This window comes from Streptomyces yerevanensis (genome assembly GCF_000716805.1).
Lineage (GTDB): Bacteria > Actinomycetota > Actinomycetes > Streptomycetales > Streptomycetaceae > Streptomyces > Streptomyces flaveus.
In genome coordinates this window covers 1-23,632 of the sequence record NZ_JNWJ01000110.1, presented here as the reverse complement: position 1 = coordinate 23,632, position 23,632 = coordinate 1, and the positions used below count along the sequence as shown (strand labels likewise).

Annotated in this window: 22 protein-coding genes and 5 pseudogenes; 12 read left to right on the top strand and 15 right to left on the bottom strand. The window is 70.4% G+C overall.

Features of this window, described 5'->3' with window-relative positions; translation table 11 throughout:
* Nucleotides 1-772, bottom strand: a 772-nt coding sequence (locus tag OP79_RS46945) for a DUF2207 domain-containing protein (RefSeq protein ID WP_157857517.1), incomplete at its 3' end; no start/stop codon positions are given.
* Between the two features lie 378 nt (nt 773-1,150).
* Here OP79_RS46945 and thrS point away from each other — a divergent pair.
* The 3 genes and pseudogenes from thrS to OP79_RS46935 all read left to right on the top strand — a co-directional run bounded on the left by thrS (nt 1,151) and on the right by OP79_RS46935 (nt 4,243).
* Nucleotides 1,151-2,464 carry a threonine--tRNA ligase gene (gene thrS, locus OP79_RS46940; protein WP_342669593.1) on the top strand — a complete coding sequence of 438 codons (1,314 nt, stop codon included), beginning with the start codon at nt 1,151-1,153 and terminating at the stop codon, nt 2,462-2,464.
* A 130-nt stretch (nt 2,465-2,594) separates the two neighbouring features.
* A pseudogene (locus OP79_RS53265) lies at nt 2,595-3,455 on the top strand (ATP-binding cassette domain-containing protein).
* Nucleotides 3,452-4,243, top strand: a complete 792-nt coding sequence (locus tag OP79_RS46935) for an ABC transporter permease (RefSeq protein WP_033329345.1) — start codon at nt 3,452-3,454, stop codon at nt 4,241-4,243. Before OP79_RS53265 ends, OP79_RS46935 begins: the two are co-directional and overlap by 4 nt.
* Here OP79_RS46935 and OP79_RS46930 read toward each other — a convergent pair.
* From OP79_RS46930 to OP79_RS46925, 3 genes and pseudogenes are all read right to left on the bottom strand, one after another.
* The gene (locus OP79_RS46930; protein WP_033329340.1) at nt 4,224-7,373 is read right to left on the bottom strand and encodes an ATP-binding protein; all 3,150 of its coding nucleotides are present in this window, start codon (nt 7,371-7,373) and stop codon (nt 4,224-4,226) included. The genes OP79_RS46935 and OP79_RS46930 overlap by 20 nt on opposite strands.
* Nucleotides 7,374-7,784: 411 nt before the next feature.
* A pseudogene (locus OP79_RS57710) lies at nt 7,785-7,928 on the bottom strand (cytidine deaminase); the annotation flags it as partial.
* A 100-nt stretch (nt 7,929-8,028) separates the two neighbouring features.
* Nucleotides 8,029-8,403, bottom strand: a complete 375-nt coding sequence (locus OP79_RS46925) for a hypothetical protein (protein WP_033329339.1) — start codon at nt 8,401-8,403, stop codon at nt 8,029-8,031.
* A 102-nt stretch (nt 8,404-8,505) separates the two neighbouring features.
* On the opposite strand from OP79_RS46925, the gene sigJ reads away from it, so the two are divergent.
* On the top strand, nt 8,506-9,423 hold the full coding sequence (gene sigJ, locus OP79_RS46920; protein ID WP_033329338.1) for an RNA polymerase sigma factor SigJ: 918 nt from the start codon (nt 8,506-8,508) through the stop codon (nt 9,421-9,423).
* 75 nt (nt 9,424-9,498) lie between these two features.
* Here the strand turns inward: sigJ and OP79_RS46915 are convergent, their stop codons facing one another.
* The gene (locus tag OP79_RS46915) at nt 9,499-10,875 is read right to left on the bottom strand and encodes an amino acid permease (protein WP_033329337.1); all 1,377 of its coding nucleotides are present in this window, start codon (nt 10,873-10,875) and stop codon (nt 9,499-9,501) included.
* A 137-nt stretch (nt 10,876-11,012) separates the two neighbouring features.
* On the opposite strand from OP79_RS46915, the gene mmuM reads away from it, so the two are divergent.
* Entirely contained in the window at nt 11,013-11,948 is a 936-nt protein-coding gene (gene mmuM / locus OP79_RS46910; protein WP_033329336.1) for a homocysteine S-methyltransferase, read from the top strand.
* A 33-nt stretch (nt 11,949-11,981) separates the two neighbouring features.
* On the opposite strand, the gene OP79_RS46905 is transcribed toward mmuM, so the two are convergent.
* Nucleotides 11,982-12,362 carry a winged helix-turn-helix transcriptional regulator gene (locus OP79_RS46905; protein WP_033329335.1) on the bottom strand — a complete coding sequence of 127 codons (381 nt, stop codon included), beginning with the start codon at nt 12,360-12,362 and terminating at the stop codon, nt 11,982-11,984.
* Nucleotides 12,363-12,481: 119 nt separating this feature from the next.
* On the opposite strand from OP79_RS46905, the gene OP79_RS46900 reads away from it, so the two are divergent.
* Complete coding sequence (locus tag OP79_RS46900) at nt 12,482-12,889, top strand: RidA family protein (protein ID WP_033329334.1); 408 nt, start codon at nt 12,482-12,484, stop codon at nt 12,887-12,889.
* A 12-nt stretch (nt 12,890-12,901) separates the two neighbouring features.
* On the opposite strand, the gene OP79_RS46895 is transcribed toward OP79_RS46900, so the two are convergent.
* Nucleotides 12,902-13,729: an oxidoreductase gene (locus OP79_RS46895; protein WP_033329333.1), complete on the bottom strand. Its 828-nt coding sequence runs from the start codon at nt 13,727-13,729 to the stop codon at nt 12,902-12,904.
* A gap of 93 nt (nt 13,730-13,822) precedes the next feature.
* Here OP79_RS46895 and OP79_RS46890 point away from each other — a divergent pair, with 93 nt between their 5' ends.
* Complete coding sequence (locus tag OP79_RS46890) at nt 13,823-14,722, top strand: LysR family transcriptional regulator (protein ID WP_033329332.1); 900 nt, start codon at nt 13,823-13,825, stop codon at nt 14,720-14,722.
* Nucleotides 14,723-14,827: 105 nt separating this feature from the next.
* Here the strand turns inward: OP79_RS46890 and OP79_RS56280 are convergent, their stop codons facing one another.
* On the bottom strand, nt 14,828-14,986 hold the full coding sequence (locus OP79_RS56280; RefSeq protein WP_169786266.1) for a hypothetical protein: 159 nt from the start codon (nt 14,984-14,986) through the stop codon (nt 14,828-14,830).
* On the opposite strand from OP79_RS56280, the pseudogene OP79_RS46885 reads away from it, so the two are divergent.
* A pseudogene (locus tag OP79_RS46885) lies at nt 14,964-15,131 on the top strand (RidA family protein); the annotation flags it as partial. The gene OP79_RS56280 and the pseudogene OP79_RS46885 overlap by 23 nt on opposite strands.
* A 306-nt stretch (nt 15,132-15,437) precedes the next feature.
* On the opposite strand, the gene OP79_RS46880 reads toward OP79_RS46885, so the two are convergent.
* The 4 genes from OP79_RS46880 to OP79_RS46865 all read right to left on the bottom strand — a co-directional run bounded on the left by OP79_RS46880 (nt 15,438) and on the right by OP79_RS46865 (nt 17,888).
* On the bottom strand, nt 15,438-15,749 hold the full coding sequence (locus OP79_RS46880; protein WP_033329331.1) for a cold-shock protein: 312 nt from the start codon (nt 15,747-15,749) through the stop codon (nt 15,438-15,440).
* A gap of 105 nt (nt 15,750-15,854) precedes the next feature.
* Complete coding sequence (locus tag OP79_RS46875; RefSeq protein ID WP_033329330.1) at nt 15,855-16,304, bottom strand: hypothetical protein; 450 nt, start codon at nt 16,302-16,304, stop codon at nt 15,855-15,857.
* Nucleotides 16,305-16,545: 241 nt separating this feature from the next.
* A complete protein-coding gene (locus OP79_RS46870; protein WP_033329329.1) occupies nt 16,546-16,938 on the bottom strand; it encodes a GntR family transcriptional regulator in 393 nt (130 codons plus the stop codon).
* Between the two features lie 2 nt (nt 16,939-16,940).
* Nucleotides 16,941-17,888, bottom strand: coding sequence for a DUF1648 domain-containing protein (locus tag OP79_RS46865; RefSeq protein ID WP_051745776.1), 948 nt, complete (start codon nt 17,886-17,888; stop codon nt 16,941-16,943).
* 161 nt (nt 17,889-18,049) lie between these two features.
* On the opposite strand from OP79_RS46865, the gene OP79_RS46860 reads away from it, so the two are divergent.
* Nucleotides 18,050-18,247 (top strand): hypothetical protein, encoded by a 198-nt coding sequence (locus tag OP79_RS46860; protein ID WP_033329328.1) that lies wholly within the window; start codon nt 18,050-18,052, stop codon nt 18,245-18,247.
* A gap of 272 nt (nt 18,248-18,519) precedes the next feature.
* On the opposite strand, the pseudogene OP79_RS57705 reads toward OP79_RS46860, so the two are convergent.
* A pseudogene (locus OP79_RS57705) lies at nt 18,520-18,684 on the bottom strand (FAD-dependent oxidoreductase); the annotation flags it as partial.
* Between the two features lie 85 nt (nt 18,685-18,769).
* On the opposite strand from OP79_RS57705, the gene OP79_RS46855 reads away from it, so the two are divergent.
* Entirely contained in the window at nt 18,770-19,675 is a 906-nt protein-coding gene (locus OP79_RS46855) for an aminoglycoside phosphotransferase family protein (RefSeq protein ID WP_033329327.1), read from the top strand.
* 164 nt (nt 19,676-19,839) lie between these two features.
* Here OP79_RS46855 and OP79_RS46850 read toward each other — a convergent pair whose 3' ends face one another.
* Complete coding sequence (locus OP79_RS46850) at nt 19,840-20,793, bottom strand: LysR family transcriptional regulator (RefSeq protein ID WP_033329326.1); 954 nt, start codon at nt 20,791-20,793, stop codon at nt 19,840-19,842.
* A 173-nt stretch (nt 20,794-20,966) separates the two neighbouring features.
* Between OP79_RS46850 and OP79_RS46845 the strand changes: the two genes are divergently transcribed.
* Together OP79_RS46845 and OP79_RS46840 are read left to right on the top strand one after the other, a co-directional pair.
* Nucleotides 20,967-22,085, top strand: coding sequence for a PrpF domain-containing protein (locus tag OP79_RS46845; protein WP_033329325.1), 1,119 nt, complete (start codon nt 20,967-20,969; stop codon nt 22,083-22,085).
* A gap of 102 nt (nt 22,086-22,187) precedes the next feature.
* Complete coding sequence (locus tag OP79_RS46840; protein ID WP_245685714.1) at nt 22,188-23,441, top strand: SLC13 family permease; 1,254 nt, start codon at nt 22,188-22,190, stop codon at nt 23,439-23,441.
* A gap of 85 nt (nt 23,442-23,526) precedes the next feature.
* Here OP79_RS46840 and OP79_RS57700 read toward each other — a convergent pair.
* Nucleotides 23,527-23,632, bottom strand: a pseudogene (locus OP79_RS57700) (ASCH domain-containing protein); the annotation flags it as partial.

Below are 23,632 nucleotides of genomic sequence, written 5' to 3'. Positions count from 1 at the left end.
CCACGGCCGTCGCGGCGAGAGCGATCCCCGTGGCCCACAGCCACCCGGCCACCACGCCGTCCCCGGCCTCGACGGCAGCCGCCCGTCCACCGGGCGCCTCCGGCAGTGCCGCGCTGCCGCCCCCGTCGGCATCACCGACCGTCCCGTACAGCGTCAGACCCTCGTGCGACTCCAGCCCATCCTGAGCCACGACCAGCTGCCCCGGTACGGGCTGCCGCTGCGTCGCACATTCCTCGCGCGAACCGGACGATCCCGCCACGCAGCTCGGCCGCTCCAGGGCGTACGGGACGGCCAGGTGCACGTCGATGTGCCCGACGGGCACATCCCACTGCGTGCCGACGGCGTCCCACGCCAGCTGCTCCTCGTCCCCGAGCCGCGGCAGGGTGTACTCGATCCGGTACCGGTGGGTCCCGGTCACCGTCGCGTCGGGGTCACCGATCACGATCTGGGTGCCCACCGTGTCCTCGACGCGGTAGGGCACCGGCTCGCCGTCCGCCGTGACGGATACCTCGCTGACGTCTCCGCGTTCCTCCCTGGGCACGTCACGGTAAATGCCGTGCCGCTGCTCACCGTTGAAGTCGTAGTCGATCACCTCAGTGATCCGGGCCGTCCCGTCGGCACGTATCTCGGCGCCGACCCACATCCGGGCAATCCGCTCCCCGGGCTCCCCGAGCACTGCGCCCAGCAGCCCGACCAGCCCCACCAACACCGCGCCCACGAGCAGCAGAACGGCATCCCGCCGCCTCCGCCACCCCACCGACCTGGCCCTCATCCGGGCCCCCTCCCCGTTACCCGTCACCGGTCAGGGGAGGACGATACAGGCCACGTATTGCGCAACAGAGGTGCGAGAAACCGCAGTTCGGGGTCCGCGATCCATCCGTCGTCGAGACCGAGCCGAGCCTGAGCAGACCGGCTTCAGTAACGGGACAGGGGCGGTCGAGGCGTCGGCCGGCAACGGTCACGTAAGTGGACGTGACCCGAACGCCGCGGACTCTCTTGAGGGACACCGGGAGGGGTCCTCGCGAGACCGCTTGCACAGCACACCGGCGGCAAAAATCCGGGCGACTGCGCCCACCCCCCTGCTACCGTCCCCGTCATGCAGCGCGCCCACCTGACGACGACGCCGGAGAGTGTCCCGGCGCGCTGACCGATGTCTGAGTCCGAAGCCCCGGGGCGAGTGCCCCGGGGCTTCGGCTTGTGCGGTCACTCGCCCGGAGCCGTCCGCGAGGAGACCGCCATGAACGACCACCGCAAACTCGGCCGTGAGCTCGGCCTGTTCGACACCGACCCGCTGATCGGGGCGGGGCTGCCGTACTGGTTGCCCGACGGCGCGGTCGTACGGCACGCCCTGGAGGAGTACATCCGTACCGCCGAGCGAAAGGCGGGCTACCGGCATGTGTACTCGCCGGTGCTCGGCAAGCGGGAGTTGTACGAGATCTCGGGACACTGGTCGCACTACAGCGACGACATGTTCCCGCCGATGGAGCTGGGCGGGGAGCAGGTCGTGCTGCGGCCCAGTCTGTGTCCTCATCACGCGGTCATCTACCGCTCGCGCTCGCACAGCTACCGCGAACTGCCGCTGCGCATGGCCGAGTTGGGCGGCATGTACCGTGCCGAACTGTCCGGCGTACTCGGCGGATTGACCCGCGTACGGGCCATCCAGCTCAACGACGCGCACATCTTCTGCACCCTGGACCAGGTGGCGGAGGAGGCGCAGGCAGCCCTGGCGATGATCCGCCGGGCCTACGAGGCGCTCGGTATCAGCCCGGCGCGCTACCGGCTGTCCCTCCCCGGCCCCGGTGGGAAGTACGTCGCCGCCCCCGAGCTGTGGCAGCGGTCCACCGCCCTCCTCACCGAGGTGCTGGAGCGGTCGGGTCTGCCGTACGAGGCTGCCGAGGGCGAGGCCGCGTTCTACGGTCCGAAGATCGACGTCCAGGTCGTCGACGGCGCGGGCCGGGAGTCCACCCTGTCCACCGTCCAGGTCGACTTCCACCAGCCGGAGCGGTTCGACCTGCACTACATCGGTGCGGACGGCGCGAAACACCGGCCCGTCATGGTCCACCGCAGCATCATCGGCAGCGTGGAACGGGCCGTCGCGCATCTCATCGAGGAGCACGGCGGCGCCTTCCCGGCCTGGCTCGCGCCGACCCAGGTGGTGATCCTGCCCGTCTCCGCCACCGAGTTGCCGAACGCCGCCGCGCTCGCGGAGAGTTGCGCCCACCGCGGACTGCGGGCCGAGATCGCCGAACCCGAACGCGGCAGCCTGGGCGCCCGTATCCGGGAGGCCCGCCTCGTGCCGTACCAGGCGGTGATCGGTGCCAAGGAGGCGGCCGATGATCTGGTCGCGGTGCGCCTGCGGGACGGTCGTCGGCTCGATCCGCTGCCCGTCGAGGATGTCCTCGGCCGGATCGGTGCGCTGGTCGACGCCCACCGTACCGATCTGTGGGACGGCGCACCCCGCTGAGGCCGTGCCCGGCGGGCCAGTTCTCAGTTCGACGAACCAGGGCGGCCGGTTGCCGGGCCCAACCGCGGTTTCAGGGTGCTGAAAGCATCCTGAAACCGCGGTGAATGCGCCCTGCCGCAACCTCTCCGTCATGACGACAACGACATCGCACTCTCCCGCCATCGCGGCCAAGGGGCTGCGCAAGGCCTACGGGGACAAGACGGTCCTCGCGGTCCGAACGGTGCCGGCAAGACCACCGCCGTCAAGATCCTCTCCACCCTCATCACCGCCGACGCCGGCGACCTGCACGTCGGCGGCCACGACCTGGCGGCCGACCCGCAGGCGGTGCGGGCCGCGATCGGCGTCACCGGCCAGTTCTCCGCCGTCGACGGGCTGATCACCGGCGAGGAGAACATGCTCCTCATGGCGGACCTGCACCACCTGTCCAAGCGCGAGGGACGGCAGGTCACCGCCGAACTCCTTGAGCGGTTCGACCTGGTGGAGGCCGCCAAGAAGCCCGCCTCCACCTACTCCGGCGGCATGAAGCGCCGCCTCGACATCGCCATGACGCTCGTCGGCAGCCCGCGGATCATCTTCCTCGACGAGCCGACCACCGGCCTGGACCCGCGCAGCCGCCACAACATGTGGGGCATCATCCGCGAACTGGTCTCCGACGGCGTCACCGTCTTCCTCACCACCCAGTACCTGGAGGAGGCCGACGAACTCGCCGACCGTATCGCGGTGCTGAACGACGGCAAGATCGCCGCCGAGGGCAGTGCCGGCGAGCTGAAGCGGCTCATCCCGGGCGGGCATGTGCGGCTGCGGTTCTCCGACCCGTCCGCCTATCAGTCCGCCGCTGTCGCTGCGCGCCATCCTCGACTGGCTGGACTCGGCCGGCATCGAGGCGGACGAGCTGACCGTGCACACCCCCGACCTCGACGACGTGTTCTTCGCCCTGACCAGCGGCACCGACCGGCCCAAGGCCACCCAGCCCAAGGAGACTGTCCGATGAGCGCCCTCACCCTCGCCGTACGCGACTCGAACACGATGCTGCGCCGCAACCTCCTGCACGTACGGCGCTACCCGTCCCTCACCCTGAACCTGCTGCTCACGCCGATCATGCTGCTGCTGCTCTTCGTCTACGTCTTCGGAGGCGTGATGAGCGCGGGCATCGGTGGCGGCGGCGCCGACCGCGCCGACTACATCGCCTATCTCGTCCCGGGCCTCCTGATCATGACCATCGGCTCCACCGTGATCGGGGCCGCGGTCTCCGTCTCCATGGACATGACCGAGGGCCTCATCGCCCGCTTCCGCACGATGGCGGTCTACCGCGGGTCTGTGCTCGTCGGGCACGTCGTCGGCAGCGTGCTGCAAGTGCTCGCCAGCCTGGTCCTCGTCGGTGCCGTCGCCGTGGCCATCGGCTTCCGGTCCACCGACGCCACGGCCCTGGAGTGGCTGGCGGCGTTCGGCCTGCTCGCGCTGTTCACCCTGGCGCTCACCTGGATCGCGGTCGGGATGGGCATGGCCAGCCCGAACCCCGAGGCGGCCAGCAACATGGCAACGCCGCTGATCCTCCTCCCGCTCATCTCGAGCGCCTTCGTCCCCATCGACGCGATCCCGGGCTGGTTCCAGCCGATCGCCGAGTACCAGCCGTTCACGCCCGCCATCGAGACCCTGCGCGGCCTGCTGCTCGGCACCGAGATCGGCAACAACGGGTGGATCGCGATCGCCTGGTGCGTCGGCCTCACCGTGCTCGGCTACCGCTGGTCGACGTCGCTGTTCAACCGCGACCCGAAGTAACCGCCATGACAGCGCGGGCCGCCTCCCGCAGCTCGTCCCGCTCCAGGGCGGCGTACTCCGACACCGCGTCGGCGTACGTCGCCCTGGCAGCGTCCCCGGCGGCCTCGACCGCCTTCCGGGCGCGGTCCGCCGACATCGTCGGCTGGAAATCGCGCATCACCCGCAGCCGTTCGGCCAGCGCGATCATCCGTACGGCACCGGCGTCGCCGGACGCGAGCCCGGCCATGCCGAGCGCGTGCAGCGCCGTCCCGAGTACCGGGAGCTCCATGGGCGAGCCGGACGGATCGGAGAGCATGGTCCGCAGCCCCTGCCGCAGTCGGTCGACCGGCTCAGCGACCAGCTCGAGACGGCCGGCGTGCGCGTGTGCCGTCACCGCCACCGCCAGGATCTGCAGCACCCACCGGTCGAAGAAGGGGTCGCCGCCATGTATCGAGCCGGCTGTGGGCAGCGGCTGCACGGCGCTGCGCCACAGGCCCAGCCCGACCTCCGTCAGTCCGCGGGCGAGCGCGATCTCGGCGCGCCCGAGGAGCTCCATGCCGTAGTCGTCCTGCGTGGTGTTGGCGCCCTCCGCCTGCCGCAGCCAGTACTCGGCCTCGTCGGGGTCGCCGCGCTGGAGGCAGGCGAGGACGAGGCCCCAGCGGACGCCGATGAGGTCGACGTGCTCGTCGCCGAGCCGCGGCAGCGCCTGGAGGGCCGCCTTGAGGTGTCCGTACGCGGCCTCGCCCTGCTCCGTCTGCAAGCACAGCTCGCTCAGCCGGGCGTGGCTCATGACCTGCAGGAACGGGTTGTCGACCGGCGCCAGTGCGGCGGTGATCCGCCGAGCCGAGGCGAGCGCGCGGTCGATGTCGTGCTCCGACTCCCAGACGTAGGTGGCGACGCACTCTGCGATGCCGGCGAGCAGCGGTTGCTCGCTCTCGCAGAGCTTGTGCAGCACTTCGTAGTCGGGCGGCAGCATCTCGGGGACCGCCCTCAATACTATCGCGATGGCGCGCAGCAGCGTGTCCGGCGGGGCAGGGGGCAGCCGCCGGAGGGTGACGAGCTGGCGTGCGGCGCTCGGGCCGTAGCCCATGAACAGGTTCGTCGTGCACAACACCGCGGCGGCGCGGGCGACTTCGACGTGTTCGGGCTCGGGGTAGTAGTGCGACAGCGCCGGGCCGGTGTCCGCGGCGAGGGCGACGAGGCGAGGGTAGTTGGAACCGATGGACCACAGGGCGGCGAGGACGGCGGTGAGGGCGGCGATGGTGGGGCCGCCGTCCGTACGGGCCAGGGCGTGCCGCAGGGCCAGCACGAGGTTGTCCTGCTCGGCCCTGATCCGTTCCGAGGCGGCCAGCGGTTCCGAGCCGAAGAGCCAGTCGTGGTACGCGATCCCGAAGTCCCGCGCCCAGGTGAGGAACCGGCCGACGGCCTCCTCTTCCTCGCCCGCCTCCGCGCGCCGGGCCGCGCTGAACTCCCGTACGGTCTCCAGCATCCGGAACCGCACACCGACCGGGGTGTCGACGACGGTGAGCAGCGACTGATCGGCCAACTGCTCCAGCAGCATCAGGGCATCCTCGCCGAGCACCTGCTCCGCCGCTTCACCCGAGAAGCCGCCTGGGAAGACGGACAGCATGCGCAGCGCCGCCCTCGCGTCCTCCGCGAGCAGGTTCCAGCTCCAGTCCACGACCGCGTGCAGCGTGCGGTGGCGCTCCGGCACGTCCCGCACCCCGCCGCGCAGCAGCGCGAACCGGTCGCCCAGGCGGCGGGCGATCTCCGGCACCGACATCACCCGCACCCGCGCCGCGGCCAACTCCACCGCGAGCGGCAGCCCGTCGAGGTGGCGGCACAGCCCGGCCACCGCGTCCGGCGGCAGCTCCACGCCGGGCCGGGCGGCCCGGGCTCGCTGCGTGAACAGCTCGACGGAGGTGGCGAGTTGGAGTTCCGGCAGCGCGTACACCGCCTCCGAGGTGAGGCCGAGGGGGGCCCGGCTGGTGGCGAGCACCCGCAGGTCCTTCGAGGACGAGACCAGGGCCCGTACGAGGTCGGCGGCACCCCCGATGACCTGCTCGCAGTTGTCCAGGACTAGCAGCGCAGGCCCGGAGCCGAGCACGCCGAGGATGCCGGACACCGGGTCCGCCGGGGCGTGACCGCTCATGGCGCCGGCCCGCCCCTCGCCCGCGCCGAGCGCGGAGGCCACCTCCGCGGCCACGTCCTCGTCCGTGGTGACGCCGGCGAGCGGCACGAAATGCACCACGCGCTGCTCGGCCCGGCGGCTGACGGCGTACGCGAGCCGGGTCTTGCCGAGGCCGCCGGGGCCGACCACGGTGACGGCGCGGGAGGCACGCAGCAGCCGCTGCACCGCCGCGATGTCCTCGTCCCTTCCCAGCAGCGGGTTCGGCTCGTGCGGCACGCCGTGCCGGACCGTGGGCGCCTCGCCCCGCAGCAACTCCTGCTGTACGGCCTTGAGTTGAACCCCCGGATCCGTACCGAGCGTCTCGCGCAGCTCACGCCGGTACGCCTCGTACCGCGTCAGCGCGGCGGACGGGCCCGCCGTCGCCGCCTCGCCGCGCAGCAGCTCGGCGAGCACCTCCTCGTCGCGCGGATGCTCCGCGGCGGCCACGGCCAGCGGCCCGACCGCCTCCGCGTGCCGTCCGAGGCGGGCGAGCGCGAGCGCCTGCGCGCGTACGAGCGCGGCGCGGACGGGGGCGCGCTCGGCTCTTAACGCGGCTACGGGGTCGTCGCTGTCGCCGCCCCCATCGGGGGTGCCCTCCCACAGCGCGAGCCCGGCCTCGGCCGCGGTCAGCGATCCCGCGTGGTCCCCGGCCCTGGCCCGGTCCGCGCTCGCGGCGGCCTGCAGCAGCAGGGCGGAGCTGTCGACCTGGTCCTCGGCGAGGGTGAGCCGGTATCCGGTCGGCGTGCTGACGACGACGTCGGCGCCCAACTGCGCCCGCGCCCTGGACACCAGGACCTGCACCGCCTTGCCCGGCCGCTCCGGCAACTCGTCCGGCAGCCACAGCCCTTCCACAAGCCGCTCGATGCTGCAGCCTGTGCGCAAGTCGCCTGCGAGCAGCGCGAGGAGGCCGCGGAGCCGGGGCGCGGTGACCTCCTGCCCGCGATAGGCGACACGCGGCAGAAGGGTCAGGTCGGTGGTCACCCGTGCAGATTAGGTTGGGCGGGGGCGCCTATGGGGGTGGGGGCTCGGTTCGTTGGCGGCTGCGGGTTGAGTGTGGCTGGTCGCGCCGTTCCCCGCGCCCCCGGGGTGGGTGGGGGGTGCGGGGTCGTGGGCCGGTGCGTCAGCCCGTCGCAGGGCGGGCATACGACCCGGTGTTGGTACAGGGTGCTGGTTCTCCGAGACCGGAGCTAAGCGACGGGCATACGACGCACCGGCCCACGCCCCCTCCCGCCGGTGGGCAAGGGGAGGGTTTCGTCGTGGCTGGCGAGCATGGTGGCTGCTGAGCATGATGACGGCCGGTTCCGGGAGCGCCCCATCAGGGGCGCGGGGAACTGCGCGACAAGCCACAACGCACCCGCAGCTTAGAAACCACCTCACCCAGCGGAGCGCCCCCGCGTTCACCGCGGTGACGATCCGGCCGTCCCGGGCGCGGGCTGCGGCCGCCATGGTGTGGTTGTCGCCGCGGCAGCGTGTGCGAGCGACGTGTGCTGCGGCCTGGATGAGGTCGTGGTCGACGGGGTGGGTTTGCGTGGTCATCTTCTCTGCCTTCGTCGGATGTCAGGCGACGTTGGTCGGCGATCTTCGCCACGGGCATGCCCTGCGCGGACAGCAGCACCATCTGCGCCCGCCGCGGACCTTAGCGCCGGGCCAGCGCCAGCACACTCAGACCGAACATCAGGACACCCAGGGGAAGATGGACCGACGGGACGTGCGCGATGCCGAGCACGACCTGGACCGAGGCGAGTACGAGGAAACCTGACGCGTGCCAGACAGGCCGGGGCGAGCCGCCGCCCGGCTTCCACGCCAGCACCGCCGCGAGCATGTACAGCATCGACGCCCCGTACATCACACGGGCTCCGACACTGTGCAGCATCTCTCCGTAGGGCGAGGTCAGCAGCAGTCCGGCGGAGACCGCCTGAAGGAAGATGGTCAGGGTCTGCAGAGCGATCGCGATCTGCAGGAACGAGGAGCCGCGCTGTGCGTTCGCCGTCGCCGTCACCTGAGTGGCCATGTCGCAGTCCCCTTTTCCGCCCTCGGGCAGTAGATCGATAAGGTCTCACCAGCCCGACGACGCGGGCCTGCGAAAGGTAAGGCGAGGGGGGCGGCCGGAAGCATGGGCACTGTCGGAACCAGCACAGATGAGATAACCGGCGAGCGACGCCAACTGATCAATGTCGCTTACCGGTTGCTCGGTTCGGTGACCGAGGCCGAGGACGCCGTACAGGATGCCTACGCACGCTGGTACGGGCTGCCACGAAGCCGGCAGGAGGAGATCCTGTCCCCCGGCGCCTGGCTGACGACGGCGACCGGCCGCATCTGCCTGGACCTGCTCGGCTCGGCGCGAGCCCGCCGTGAACGCTATGTCGGCGCGTGGCTGCCCGAGCCGCTGCCCGACCGCACCGAGTGGGACCACGTCGGCGGCGCCGGGCCCACCGGCCCTGCAGACCCCGCCGACCAGATCGTCCTGGACGAGTCGGTGGCCATGGCCTTCCTCGTCGTCCTGGAGTCGATGACGCCCGCCGAGCGGGTGGCGTTCGTCCTGCATGACGTCTTCCGGTACCCGTTCGCCGAGATCGCCGACGTTCTCGGCCGGACCCCTGCGGCCTGCAAGCAGTTGGCGGCCTCCGCCCGGCGGCGGGTGAGCGTCGCGCGCGCTCCGGTGACGGCGACCGGCCAGGCCGACGTGGTGAGACATGTCAAAGAGGCCTGGGAGACCAAGGACATCGCAGCCCTCGTCGGTCTCCTCGACCCGGCTGCCGTGATGACCGCCGACGGCGGCGGCATGGTCGGCGCCGTCCTTCGCCCGGTCGAGGGCGGCGCGCGCATCGCCCAGTACATGGTCGCCATTGCCGACAAGGCTCCGGGGCTCGAACTCCTGGAGCGGTCGGTCAACGGTGTGCCGGGCCTGGTGGCCCAGCGTGCCGGCGTCGTCATGACCGTAGCCTCGTTCGACGTCTCCGACGGGCGCATCACCCGGATCTGGGCGGTCCGCAACCCGGAGAAGCTGCGGCCGTGGGCGAGGGAGGGCTAGCCCTCCCTCGCTCGGCAGAGCATGCAGTCGCCGCCGGCAGATGAGCGCGCATCCGAGCCGCAGCTTTCGAACCGCCTAACCAGCGGAGCGCCCCCGCATCCACACGTACACGGGAATCCCCGCGAACAGGAACAGCACCCCCTGGTAGACCGCCGCGTACCCCGCCCCCGCGATCAGCCAGAACGAGAAGGCGAAGGACAGGACGGCCACGATCAGATCGCGGGCCAGCCCCGCAGGACGTACCCGCTCGCGGCTGCCCTGCGCGAGCCAGTACAGCTGGGCCGCGGCCGACAGCAGGTAGGGCACGCAGCCGGTGAAGGTCGTGATGAGGACGAGGACGCGGAAGGTGGTGTCAGGCCCCGCCGTGTAGTTGAGGGCGATCAGCAGTGTGCCGAGGACCGCGCAGGCCAGCACGCCGAAGCCGGGGACGCCGCCCTTGCCGACGCGGGCGAAGGGCGCGGGGAAGAGCCCGTCGCGGGCGGCGGCGTACGGCATCTGGGCGCTCATCAGGATCCAGCCGTTGAGGCAGCCGACCATCGAGGCGACGGCGACGGCGGCGATGAGCGTGCCGCCCCAGTGGCCGCCGGCCATCGCGTCGACGGCGTCGGCGAACGGTGCCCCGGACTCGGCGAGTTCACCGTGCGGTACGAGGCCGAAGACGGCAACCATGCCGAGCAGATAGACGAGCGCGGAGCCGAGCGTGCCCAGGACGCTCGCGCGGCCCACCGTGCGCTCCGGGTCGCGGACCTCGCCCGCGCTCATCGCGGCCGACTCGACGCCGAGGAAGCTGTAGAGGAGCAGCGCGGCGGAGGCGGCGAGAGCGCCGGGCACGCTCTCGCCGGAGGCGTTGAAGGGGCCGAAGTTGTCGGTGTCGATGAAGAAGAGGCCGACGGTGGAGACGAGGAGCAGCGGTACGAACTTCAGGATCGTCGAGACGATCTGCACGCCGCCGACCCAGCGGGTGCCGGCGAAGTTCGCGGCGGCGGGCAGCCACAGTGCGGCCATCGCCACCGCCGCCTGCAGCGCCTTGTTGTCGCCCAGCGGCAGCAGCACGTCAGCGTATCCGACGGTCGCGACGGCGAGTGCGGCGATGCTGACCCAGGTCATCGTCCAGTACGACCAGGCCGAAAGGAAGCCGGCGAACTCACCGAACGCGTCGCGCGGGTACACGTACAGGCCGCCGGTGACGGGACTGCGGCGCGCGAGCTTCCCGAAGAGCAGCGCGAGCAGCACCGCGCCCACGGACAGGACGAGGAAGGCGAGCAGGCTGATCGTGCCGTACGGGGCGACGGTGGCGGGCAGGGCGAAGATGCCGCCGCCGATGATGTTGCCCATGACGAGGGCGGTGGCGGCGGCGAGACCAAAGCCCTTGGGGCGTATGGACGCCGGCGTCTCGTCGGTCGGCGACGGGGGTACGGGCTCGGCGGCGTCGGTGGTGTCTGCGGCAGGCATGGAGCGTCCGTGGGGAGAGGGGGAGGGGGAGGGGGAGATGAGGGTTGTGATCGTATCCCCGATCTCACATCGTGGTCGATCTGTTCATGTACTGGACACACAGGGGTGTTTGTGCCCGCTTCGGTTAGCGTCGTTGCATGACCAGTGACGCCCCCTTCTCCGCTCCTCTCCTCGCTGACGCCCTCGCCGCGGGGACGCTCGTGCTCGACGGCGGCATGTCCAACCAGCTGGAGTCCGCCGGGCACGATCTGAGTGACGAACTCTGGTCGGCGCGGCTGCTCGCCGAGCGGCCCGAGGCGATCGCCGAGGCGCACCTCGCGTACTTCCTGGCGGGCGCGAACGTCGCGATCACCTCCAGCTACCAGGCCACCTTCGAGGGCTTCGCGAAGCGCGGGATCAAGCGGGAACGGGCGGCCGAACTCATCGCCTTGAGCGTCGACTTGGCCCTGGACGCGACCCAGGAGGCGCACGCCAAGGGCATCACGCGGCCGCTGTACGTGGCGGCCTCGGTCGGGCCGTACGGCGCGATGCTCGCGGACGGCTCCGAATACCGCGGCCGGTACGGCCTGAGCGTGGCCGAACTGGAGGCCTTCCACCGGCCCCGCATGGAAGTACTGGCATACGTCGGTCCGGACGCCCTGGCACTGGAGACGGTGCCGGACGCCGACGAGGCCGAGGCGATGCTGCGGGCGGTGCGCGGGCTGGGGGTGCCGGCCTGGCTGTCGTACAGCGTGGCGGGCGACCGCACCCGCGCCGGGCAGCCGCTGGAGGAGGCGTTCGCCCTGGCCGCCGACGTGGACGAGGTGATCGCGGTCGGCGTGAACTGCTGCGCCCCCGAGGACGTGGATGGCGCGATCGAGATCGCCGCTCGTGTCACCGGCAAGCCGGTCGTCGTCTACCCCAACAGCGGCGAGACCTGGGACGCCGAGGCCCGTACCTGGGCGGGCAGCTCCACCTTCGCGACCGAGGAGGTACGCGGCTGGCAGGAGGCCGGTGCCCGGCTGATCGGCGGGTGCTGCCGGGTGGGGCCGGAGGCGATCACGTCGATCTCGGAGGCGCTCAGGGCGAGTTGAGGAGCGGAGCTGGTCGGCCTGAGTGACCGACCCTCAGGCGTCGAAGCGGCGGCGGGAGGCCTCGATATGGGCGAGGTACCGGTGGGTCCAGTCGCACATTCCGTCGATCGTGGCCCGCAGGCCCTGGCCGGCCTCGGTGAGCGTGTACTCGACCCGTGGCGGCACGGTGGGGTGCACGCACCGCTCGACCAGGCCGTTGCGCTCCAGCATGCGCAGGTTCTGGGTGAGCATCTTGTGGCTGATGCCCTCGACCTCGTTCCGCAACTCGCTGAAGCGCAGGGTGCGGTCACCGAGGAACTCGATGATCAGCAACGCCCACTTGTTGGCGACGTCCGAGAAGATCTCCCGCGCCAGAGAGTCCGCGCGCATCAGGTCCGCGTCCTCGGGTGAGCCCGTGAACTGCTTGGTCTCCATCTGGTTCCCCAGTCACTGAAAAGTGCGTTCTTCCATGTCAGCGCTCACTCTCCTACGGTTCCTGAGTAACTACAAGAGAGCACGAGCCCTCGGGCTCTCACGACAAGGAGGCGAGCAGCATGGCCGTCAAACTGCTGAACCCCAGCGGACTTCCGCAAATCCCCGTCTACCGGCAGGTGTCGATCGCGACCGGTTCGAAGCTGGTCTACATCGCCGGGCAGGTCGCCTGGGATGCCGACGGGGTCACGGTCGGCGAAGGCGACCTCGCCGCTCAGGTCGAGCGGGCCTATCTCAACGTCGGCACCGCCCTGACCGAGGCCGGCGCGACCTTCGCCGACGTGGCGAAGCTGACCGTCTACGCCGTCGACTGGACCCCCGACAAGATGCCCCTGCTCCTGGAGGGCATCGACCGGGCCTCGGCAAAGCTCGGCGTCACACCGATGGCACCGGCCACGCTGATCGGCGTCGCGGCACTGGACGTACCGGAGCATCTGGTCGAGGTGGAGGCCACTGCGGTCATCGCCTGAGCCCGTCAACCCTCACTCGCTGAACGCCGTAGCCCGAGTCACCTTCTCCCACGCCGCGATCTCCCCCCGTATCCCATCGAGATGCCCGACCACCGCATCCACGGCGTCGTCGCCCAGGGGAAGTCGTAGCGGAGTCTGCTCGGCGTTCAGCGCCGCGAGGATCGCAGCCGCCGCCTTCGCCGGATCACCGGGTTGGCTGCCGTCACTGGAGGCGACCATCTTCCGCGTCGGCCCCACCGTCTCGGCGTACGCATCGAGCTCCGGACTCGTGCTGATGTTGCCGAACAACCCCGTACGGAAGGCGCCCGGCTCGACGATCAGCACCTTGATGCCGTACGGCCGCACCTCGTCCGCCAGCGCCTCCGACATGCCCTCAAGCGCGAACTTCGTCCCGCTGTACGCGGAGAAGCCGGCGAAGGACATCTGCCCGCCCATGCTGCTCAGCTGCACGATCGCCCCGGAGCGGCGGTCGCGCATGTGCGGCAGCACGGCGCGGACCAGGGCGGCGGGGCCGAAGACGTGCACGTCGAAGAGGTCCCGCAGCTCGGTGTCGGTGGTCTCCTCGAAGGCGCCGACGTGGCTGCGGCCCGCGTTGTTGACCAGCACGTCGATCCGCCCGTGCCGCTCCACCACGTCCCGCACGGTCGTCTCGATCCCTGCGGCGTCGGTCACGTCCAGGGCCACCGCCTCCACCTGGTCGGGATGCGCCGCGACCAGGTCGTCCAGTGTGGCCGGACGGCGCGCCGTCGCCACCACGACATCACCCGCCGCGACCGCCGCCTCGGTGATCGCCCGCCCAAAGCCGCTGTTCGCCCCGGTCACCAGCCATACCTTGCTCATCTCAAGCTCCTCGTCCTCGTCAACTCCCTGTGCCGACCAGCCTGTCCGTGAACCCCGTCGCCCGTCCAAGACCTGTCGTGATAACCGTTGGTTATGGACGTGCACGGCAGGGATCTGAGGTACTTCGTCGCGGTCGCGGAGGAGCTGCACTTCACGCGGGCCGCCGAGCGGTTGTACGTCTCGCAGCCCGCTCTGAGCAAGCAAGTCAGGGCGCTGGAACGGCAGTTGGGAGCGCCGCTGTTCGAGCGGGACAGGACGGGAGTACGGCTGACACCGGTGGGCGCGGCGCTGTTGCCGTACGCCCGTCGGGTCCTCGCCGACTGGGAGGAGGCCCGGGACGCGATCGAGCGGGCCAAGGCCGAGCAGGCCGCTGTCCTCGTCGTGGGCATGAGCACCAGCCCCGCGCGGGGCGGCCTGCTCCCGGCCATCCGCTCCCGGTTCACCGAAGCGCGCCCGGAAGCCACCGTGCGACTGCGGCAGATCGGCTGGGAGGACGCGACCGCCGGGCTCGCGGACGGCTCGGTCGACGTCGCGTACGTATGGCTGCCGGTCCCCGCCCCCGACCGTTACACGTACGTCGTGGTCGCCGAGGAGCCGCGCCTGGTGGCCCTGCCCCAGACGCACCCCCTCGCGGTGCGCGAGTCCGTCGACTTCGCCGATCTGCTGGACGAGCCGTTCCTCGCCCTGCCGAAGAGCGCGGGCGTGCTGCGCGAGTACTGGCTCGCCCTCGACGAACGGCCCGGCCGCCCGCCGCGTATCGGAGCCGAGATCGCGAGCACGGACGAGACGTACGAGGCACTGGTGGACGGCCGTGGCGTCTGCCTGGTCGCGGCCGGGAACGCGCCCCTGATCAGCCTGGGCGGAGTCGTCACCCGCCTGGTCCACGGCCTGTCACCCAGCAGACTCGCCCTCGCGGCCCGCGCCGACGACCACCGCCCGCTGGTACTCGACTATTTGCGGGCGGCCCGGAGGGTGTCGAGCCTCGTCGGCTGAACGTCTGAACGTTTACGTCCAGGAAGGTTCACGCCGCATGTCGGCCGCCCTTTCGTCCCGTACGCCTGCGCCTGCTCACCGGCACGATCAGCGCCGCCAGCATTCTCAGGGCCGCCGTGGCCACCCACCACGCGAGCGCAGGACGACGTCGTTGCCGTCGCCGCCGCGGTAGCTGATCCGGTACTCGGTCTTGCCCACCTTGAGCTTGGCGCCTTCCTTCAGGCCCTTGAAGGTGCCGCTCGTCGTCGACTGGACCCCCGACAAGATGCCCCTGTTCCTGGAGGGGCTCGACCGGGCCTCGGCAAAGCTCGGCGTCACCCCGATGGCGCCGGCCACGCTGATCGGCGTCGCGGCACTGGACGTTCCCGAGCATCTGGTGGAGGTCGAAGCCACCGCGGTCATCGACTGAAGCCCCTCGCGATGTGTCGGCGAAGCGTCTTGCTTCGCAGGGCAGCGGTGATTCAGGGGTGCGGGTGTACTGGTCCTGGAGCGGGTCCGGGGCCGTCAGCGCAGGCCCGGTGGTGTCCAGTTGGCATGGCGCAGGATGGTGTGGATGGGAGCCTTCACCCCGAAACGTGCCCACGTTTCGGGGTGAAGGCTCGGCACCGTCGGCAGGCTCAAACACCTTGCACGATGTCCGACCGCGAAGACCAGCTACCTGCCCGCGTCTCGGTCCAGCCGGCGCCAACAGCAGCACGATCAATCGGTTGCGCAGTCAGGAATCGAAGTTGATGCCCAGTCCGGACGAATAGCCCGGACCGCTATCCCCGTTTGACGGACGGCGTACGTCGGCCTCGGGCCAGACACGTACGGCACGCCAGTGGTATTCGTCCTGCTCAGTCTCCTCGGCCGAGAAGGTGACAAGCTGACCGGCGGTCAACTCTCGGAAGCCGCCAGCCTGGATGGCTGAGAAGTGCGCCCATACCAGGTCCGGTAGGGCATCAGAAATGAGGACGCCCCAGCCCTCTTCGCTGTGCCACTCGAGCACATGGCCAGCAAACACATCTTCAGGCCTGGTCTCGGGCATGCTCCCTTGTCCCCTTTTGCGTCATCGGCGCATCGCTGTTCGGCACGAACTGTGGTCAGCAGCGCTTGACCGAATCGGTGGCGACTTTAGCGACACGCCTTGGTCTCATGGGCGAGGGGTTACCGCTGCTGTGTCGCAGCCCTCCCCGGCAGAGTCGCTCAGTGGTCGCCGGTCTGGTGGGCGCACTGGGCATGGCAGTGGCTGACGCCAGTCGCCCAGCGTAGTTAGGAGAAACTGGCGGGCGAGAGGACGTATTTCGTCCCACGCCGGGTCTGTGGCCAGGGCGTTGGCCCAGTTGCCGACGCGGCAGGCGGCATCGACCTCGCCGAGGCGACGGCCGATGGCCTGAAGATCGCGCAGATTCTGGGATTCGAAGGCTCCGCGTTCCGCGAGTCCTTCGGAGATGCGGCAGAGGAGCTCCGCCTCTTCGACGACGGACTCCGTCTCCAGCTCACGCTCACCCAGCCAGGCAAGCTGGTCCTGGGTGTCGGCTGCGAGGAGGGTCATGAATCGCAGCGTCCAGGTGCGCAGTTTCGCGTCGCCGAGGTGGTTCATACGTGCAGGATCGCACCTGGCTCGCCAGGCCGTTTTCGATGGCATGGAAGGGCGGCAATGGCTGGCGCGGCGCCTGCGGAGGTCGAAGCGCGAGTGCTGCTGCCGCAACCGAACAGTGCCAGACAGTGCCAGACCGGGCGAAGAAGCCCGAGCCCACGGCCTGATGAGCCGACCTGATGCCGTCCGGAGCCGTCTCACCCCGGCGGGTGCCCTTGGTTGAAGCAACCCGAGCCGGAGGAGTTCAGTCTCCAGTGGCGGGTGGTGTGGCGACGGGGGTGCTGGCCAGGCTGTTGTGGACCAGGGCCAGGAACTCCTGGTCCGTGAGGCCGAGTTCGCGAGCCTGGGTGATGAGGCTGTGCACCGCCTCGGTGAGCCGGGCCTGGTTCGCGGCGCCGGGGGCCGCGGTGATCACCGCGCCTCGGCCGCGGCGCAGCTCGATGAGTCCCTCGTCACGCAGTCGCTGGTATCCGCGCAGCACCGTGTGCACGTTGACGCCCAGCGACTCGGCCACCTCGCGGGCGGGCGGCAGCCGCTCGCCGGGAGCCGCCGTGCCGTTGGCGATCGCCCCCCGTACGCAGGCAGCGATCTGCTCGCCCAGCGGCACGGGCGAGCCGGGAAGCACCCGGAACAGCATGGCTAGTCGCGCTCCCTTGCCTGACGGTCCACCAGGCCGTTGAGCAGCGCGGCCGCGGTGGTCGAGTCGTCGACAGTGACCACGTATTCGCGTCCACCCGTCGTACGGACCGACAGTGCCTCTCCCGAACGCAGCACCACGCCCCGGCGGTTCGGGCGGATCCGGTAGCCCCAACCGCCGAAGTCGCCGACGGCGTTGACCCGGACACTGCCGGCGCCGACGATGTCGCCGAGCGGCAGGGCGAGCCGTGGCCTGGGCAGTACCGTCGAGGTGACCGCGAGTCCGCGCCGGTCGGCGGTGACCCGGACACCGGCGAATGCGCCGCAGCTCAGGCTGAGGACGAGCAGCAGCAGTCCTGCCCACCAGGGGGCGAACGCCACGGCGAACAGCCCGCTGAGCGCGACGGCGCCGACCACGAACAGCATCGGGCGGAAGACCGTCGTGCGGCTCCAGGCCGCGGCTTCGCCCTCGGCCAGCCGCAGCGAGGGGGCCGGTGGCGAGGGCACCGAGCGCGGCCCGGCGCCGATGAGCCACCAGGCCAAAGCGCCGGTGGACACGCCCAAGAACAGCGGCACGCTCACGTGCCACATCGGCAACCCAACGTCGGCCGGGTCCTGGACATCCGTGTTGACGAGGACGGTGAGGATCAACAGATATCCGAGCGTTACGGCCGTGCCGGCGCCGATCGCCGCGGCCAGCCGCGACCCCGAGCTCTCTTGAGTGACCATGGTCAGCACGGTGAACAGCAGCCCGAGACCGACAAGCAGGCCACCGGCGAACCACAACGCGGCGGGGCGGCTCATGAAGCCGTCAGCGCCGCCACCCCCCGAGAAATGGGTGGCGATCTGCCCAGGCATCCGGTCGTAGTGCGCCACAGAGATCCCGACATAGGCGGCGGTGGCGATGCCGAACGGCACAGCAGTCAAGGCGCCCCGGCGGACGGCGGTCATCTGACTCTCCTCCCTCTCGGATTGTTCGCATTGAAGTAGAACAACTACAGCATACCCGGATCCGCTCACCTTCATAGGCCCTCCATCGGAAGCACCGTCGACCCAGTCACGCGGCCCGCGGTTCGGAACCGGTCGGTGTCACCGTCACGCCGACGTTTCCCTTGCTCGGCCCTTTCGGGGCGATCTCGCTGCCCTCCAAGTGGACGATCCGGTTTGGTGAGCCGGTGCCGACCGATCACTATTCACGTGAGGCGCTGGATGATCCGATGTTCGTGCACGAGATTTCGGACGAGGTCTGGGACGCCATTCAGGACACGCTCACCGAGATGGTGCGCGAGCGCGGCTCGGTATTCCGGTAGATCCGCATCGCACGAGGGCGTCATTCGCTCAGTTTCCTGGAGGGTCTCGACCGGGCCTCGGCAAAGCTCGGCGTCACCCCGATGGCGCCGGGAACGCTGATCGGCGTCGAGGCACTGGACGTTCCCGAGCATCTGGTGGAGGTGGAGGTGGAGGCCACCGAGGTCGTCACCTGAAGCCCCTCGCGATGCGCCGACGAAACGTCTTGCTTTGCAGGGCAGCGGTAATTCAGGGGCGCGGGTGTGCTGGGCCTGCTGGAGCGGGCCCGGGGCCGTCAGCCCAGGCCCGGTGGTGTCCAGTTGGCGTGACGCAGGATGGTGTGGACGGTCGCGCGGGAGGGGGTCAGCCGGAGAGCGGTGTTGCGTGCGGCGATGGCCAGGGGGTGCGTCAGTTGTTGACCTATCCGGCCGGCCTGGCGGGCGGCGCGTGCGACGAACTGAGTGGCTGTTGGGGCCTGGGTGTCGGGGGAGGCGGTATTCCGGAGAGCGAGAGCCGCTCTGCATACCCCAGTAGCGTGGCCTCCTATGACCGACGCCGAGATCGAGATCACCGCAGGCCTGGTCCACGATCTGCTGCAGGAGCAGCATCCGGACCTTGCAGGGCTGGCCATCCGCGAAGTAGCGGGCGGCTGGGACAACCAACAGTGGCGCCTCGGGGACGAGTTGGCCGTGCGCATGCCGCGTACAGAACGTGCCCCGGATCTTCAGCGCAAGGAGTGCCGTTGGCTGCCCGTCCTGGCCCCGCGCCTGCCGCTCCCGGTCCCGAACCCTGTACGGATCGGTGAACCGTCCGCGCGTTTCCCGAAGCCCTGGACCATCATGACGTGGGTCCCCGGCGAGCCACTGGACTACACCTCGATCAGCCGCGGCAACCACGCGGCCGACACTCTGGCGGGCTTCCTCAGGGCGCTCCATGTGGAGGCGCCCGCCGAGGCACCGACCGCTTCGGACCGCGGTGCACACCCCAAGAAGTGCACGGACGGCTTCGAAGAGTTCTTGCAAGCCATTGCCCCCGGCGGCATTGCCGCCGACGTCCGGGCCGTCTGGGACGTCTGGGACGATGCTGTTGCGGCCCCCGAGTGGGAGGGCCCGCCGGTATGGGTGCACGGTGACCTTCATCCCGCGAATGTCGTCGTCTCGGACGGGACACTCTCGGGGGTGATCGACTTCGGTGACATGTTCGCCGGCGATCCGGCGTGGGACCTCGCGGCCGCGTGGCTGCTCCTTCCCGCAGGCGCCGCCTCACGGTTCTTCGACGTGTACGCAAATGCGGACGAGGCGACGATCCGGCGCGCCCGCGGGCTGGCCGCTATGAAAAGCCTGTTCCTCATGCTGATGGGCCAGAACGGAGACCGGGGCCTTCCTGGAGGCAAGCCAACATGGGGCCCCGCAGGCCAGGCGGCGCTCGATCGTGTTCTGAGAGGCGCTTGATGTAGACATGGAGCGACGAGCCTCAGAGGCCCCCCGACGGCAGGATGCGATCGGCACGCGGGCGGCATCATTCGGGGGCCGGCGTGCACTCAGACCCGCGGCGCCGGATGTTGCTCGACGACCAGTGCGAACCGCTGCTTGGGGCGCAGCTCGTGACCGCACCGTCAGCCCCGCCGGACCGCCCCGAGCTGGGCCCGGTGCAGGCCTGGGGCGGTGAATCGCTGCGCCACCGTGCGCAGGACGCGGGCCATCGCCTGGGCGGGTGGGGTGGCGGGGCGTGCCGCGGCGCGTGCGAGGAGGATGCGGCGGGTGGGGGCAGGGACGTCGGAGGCGAACGGCAGGAGGCGTACGTCGCTGCGTCGGCTGGTGAGGGCCAGGCGGGGTGCGAGCGCGATGCCGAGACCGGCGGCGACCATGGCCTGCGCCTCCTGGTAGTCGTGCGATGAGTAGGCGATGCGCGGCTCGAATCCCGCCTGGCGACAGCTTCGGCGCAGGACGTCGGCGACGGGGTGGTTGTCGGCGCGGATGATCCACTCCTGGTCGGCGAGGTCGCCGAGGCGCACGGAGGGATGTGTGCGCAGGGGTGAGTCGGCAGGGACGACCAGCACCGTGGGGTCGTCCAGCAGGTGGGTGAGGGCGAGCGCCGGATCGTCGAAGCGGTTCCATTCGTAGTCCCAGAGCAGCCCCTGCTCCACCTCGCCGGTGTGCAGCATCTCCCTGAGCTCCGCGAGGACTCCGGCGCGTACCTCGATACGGATGCCGGCGTGGCGACGTCGGAAACGCGTGAGCGCCAGCGGCAGCAGGGACGCGCTCGCCGTGGGGAAGGAACCGAGCCGCAAGGTGCCCTGGTCGAGGGCGGTGAAGGAGTCCAGGTCGGCCTGGGCGGCACGCAGCTCCCTGCGGATGGCCTGACCGCGTTCGGCCAGCGCGGCACCCGCCGGGGTGGGGCGGATGCCGCGTGGCAGCCGCTCGATGAGGGGCTGCCCTGCCTCCTGCTCCAGCAGGGACATCTGTTGGGAGGCGGCGGAGGTGGTCATGCCGAGGGCTTCCGCCGCGGCAGTGAGTGAACCGCGTTCGGTGGCCTCGGTGAGCAGCAGCAGACGGCGCACGTTGAGCATGCCGCCGACTTTAGCTGAGCTAAACCCAGGTGAAGCGAACTGCGATTGTTCCGAAGTCATGCCTCTGCGAAGGTCTCCGCAATCGCCGAGCGGTTCACCGGCCCGCAATGCGTCCGTAACCGCTGCCGCGGCCCTTTTCCCTCCCCTCCGTTGCCCCAGGAAGAGCCTCAGACGTGCACATTCCCGCGACCCTGGTACGTGGCGGCACAAGCAAGTGCTGGCTGTTCAACCAGGTCGAAGTCCCTACCGACCGTGGCGACCTCGAAAGGCTGCTGGTCGCCGCATACGGCGCCACCGATCCCGTGGAACTGGACGGGGTGGGCGGGGCGACCCCCACCACCTCGAAGGCGGCCGTGGTCAGCGCCTCGTCCCAGCCTGGCGTCGACGTCGACTACCTGTTCGCTCAAGTCGGCATCGGGACGGGCTCGGTGGAGTGGACGAGCAACTGCGGCAACTGCGCCACCGGCGTCGCCCTGTACGCGGTGAGCAAAGGAATGGTTCCGGTCACCGGCGACCGGACGCGCGTGGTGATGCGCAACACCAATACCGGCGCGGTCCTCGAAGGGACCGTCGACACCCGCGGAGGCGTGGTGCACCACTTCGGCCGCCAGACGGTACCGGGCACCCGTGCCGGCGGGGTCGCGGTCGGCCTCACCTTCCGCAACCCCGCCGGCACCACTGCCTTACTGCTCCCCACCGGCCGGACCGCCCAGAACCTGCGGGTCGGCGCCGCCGAGCCGGTACGCGTGAGCATGGTGACCGCGGGAGCTCCGGTCGTCCTTGTCGACGCCGCCAGTGCCGGGCGTACCGGTGCCGAGTCACTGGAGCGGATGAGTGCAGACGTCCCCTGGCTGCGCACCGTCCGTCATACCGCCGCGCCCCTGATGGGGCTGCTCCAGCCGGGCGAGGAACCGGGCGACGCGGTGCCCAAGGTGGGCCTGGTCGGGCCGCCGGTGCCGTACACCACCACTCTCGGTGAACCGATCGGCGCCGAGGACTACGACATCTCGGTGCGCATGCTCACCATGAACGCCCCGCACCCCGCGATCGGCCTGACCTCTGCCGTCGCCGTCGCGGCGACCGGGCTGCTGCAGGGGTCCGTGGTCTCCCGGACCACGGGCGGCCCGACCGACGAGTGGTTGCGCCTCGGCACGCCCGCCGGCGTCGTCGCGGTCCGCTGCACCGATGTGAGGGACAGCCTGCCGCACCGGGTCACCGTGCAGCGCGCGGCCCGTCTGCTCGCCGACGCCCGAATCTACGTACCGGAAGCAGGCAGCCCGCAAGCCGCCTGAGCCGCGACGAACATCCCCTCGGTCAGGCCGGCTCCCAGCCGTCCGCACCGGGATACCCTCGCGCACCCGTGGCGCGCCCTCTCCCCCTCCCCAAGGACAAAGATGTCTGCTGAAGTGATCTCCATAGGCGCGCTGCTGGTGATGTTCGTGGTCGGCACCGTGCTGCCGATCAACCTGGGCATCCTCGCCTTCGTCGCCACCTTCGCGGTCGGCACCGCCTCGCTCGGCCTCACCGAGGACGAGATCTTCGAGGGGTTCCCGGCGAAGCTCTTCGTCACCATCGTCGGAGTCACCTACCTGTTCTCCGTCGCCCGCCGCAACGGCACCATCGACTGGCTCGTCGCGGCCGGGGTGCGGCTGGTACGCGGCAAGGTAGAGCTCATCCCCTGGGTGCTGTTCCTGGTGGCAGCCCTGCTGACGGCGTTCGGTACGTTCACCCCGGCCGCGGTCGCGATCCTCGCGCCGATCGGCATGAACTTCGCCTACCGCTACAAGCTCAACCCGCTGGTCGTCGGCATGATGGTGATCAGTGGCGGGCACGCGGGCGCGTTCTCCCCGCTGGCTGTCTCCGGTGCGCTGGTGCTCGGCCTCGTCGACAAGACCGATCTGCAGGTCTCCGCCGTGGCGCTGTTCAGCGCCAGCTTCGTGATCAACCTGGTGCTCTCGATCATCACCTACGCCCTGCTCGCCAAGCGTCCCGCCCCGCTGGTCGAGGGCGCCGCGGAGGCAGCCGACGACGAGGACCTCGCCGTCTCGGGCAGGCCCGACTGGCGGCAGTGGCTCACCCTCGCCTCTCTGGTGGCCCTCGTCGTCGGCGCGCTCGGCTTCCAGTTGGAGATCGGCTTCCTTGCGCTGGCTGCCGGCGCGCTGCTGGCCCTGGTGGACATGAAGCGGCAGGAGAAGGCCGTGGACGGCGTCAGCTGGTCCACCCTGCTTCTGGTCGCGGGCATGATGACGTACATCGCCATGCTGGAGAAGGCCGGCATCATCGAGGAGATCTCCGAACACGCGGCGGGCCTCGGCGCCCCGGTCGTCGTCGCCCTGCTGCTGTGCTTCACCGTGGCCATCACCTCCGCCTTCGCCTCCTCCACCGCGATTCTCACAGCGATCATCCCCATCGCCGTACCGCTGCTGCTCTCCAGCCACCTCAGCGCCGTCGGACTGATCGCCGCTCTCGCCGTCTCCACGACCATCGTCGACACCTCGCCCTTCTCCACCAACGGCGCACTTGTACTCAGCAACGCCCGCGGAGTGGACCCCCGCCGCTTCTACCGCCAGGTCATCGGCTACACCGGCGGAATCGTCGCCCTCGGCCCTGTCGTCGCCTGGGGCGCCCTGGTCCTGCCCTGGTCATAGCGCAAAGACCGACGACGGACAGCACCGACGACGGACAGCGGAGGGCGCCGAGCACGACCACGCGCGGCGCCCTCCGTACTCGCGCTTACGGCGTGGCGCCTTCGATTTCGATGGCGAGGGCGCCGAGCCTTTCCTTTTCCGGTGGGTAGATGGCGCGGATGTTGGCGAGCTGTTGGTCGCGGGTGGCGGTC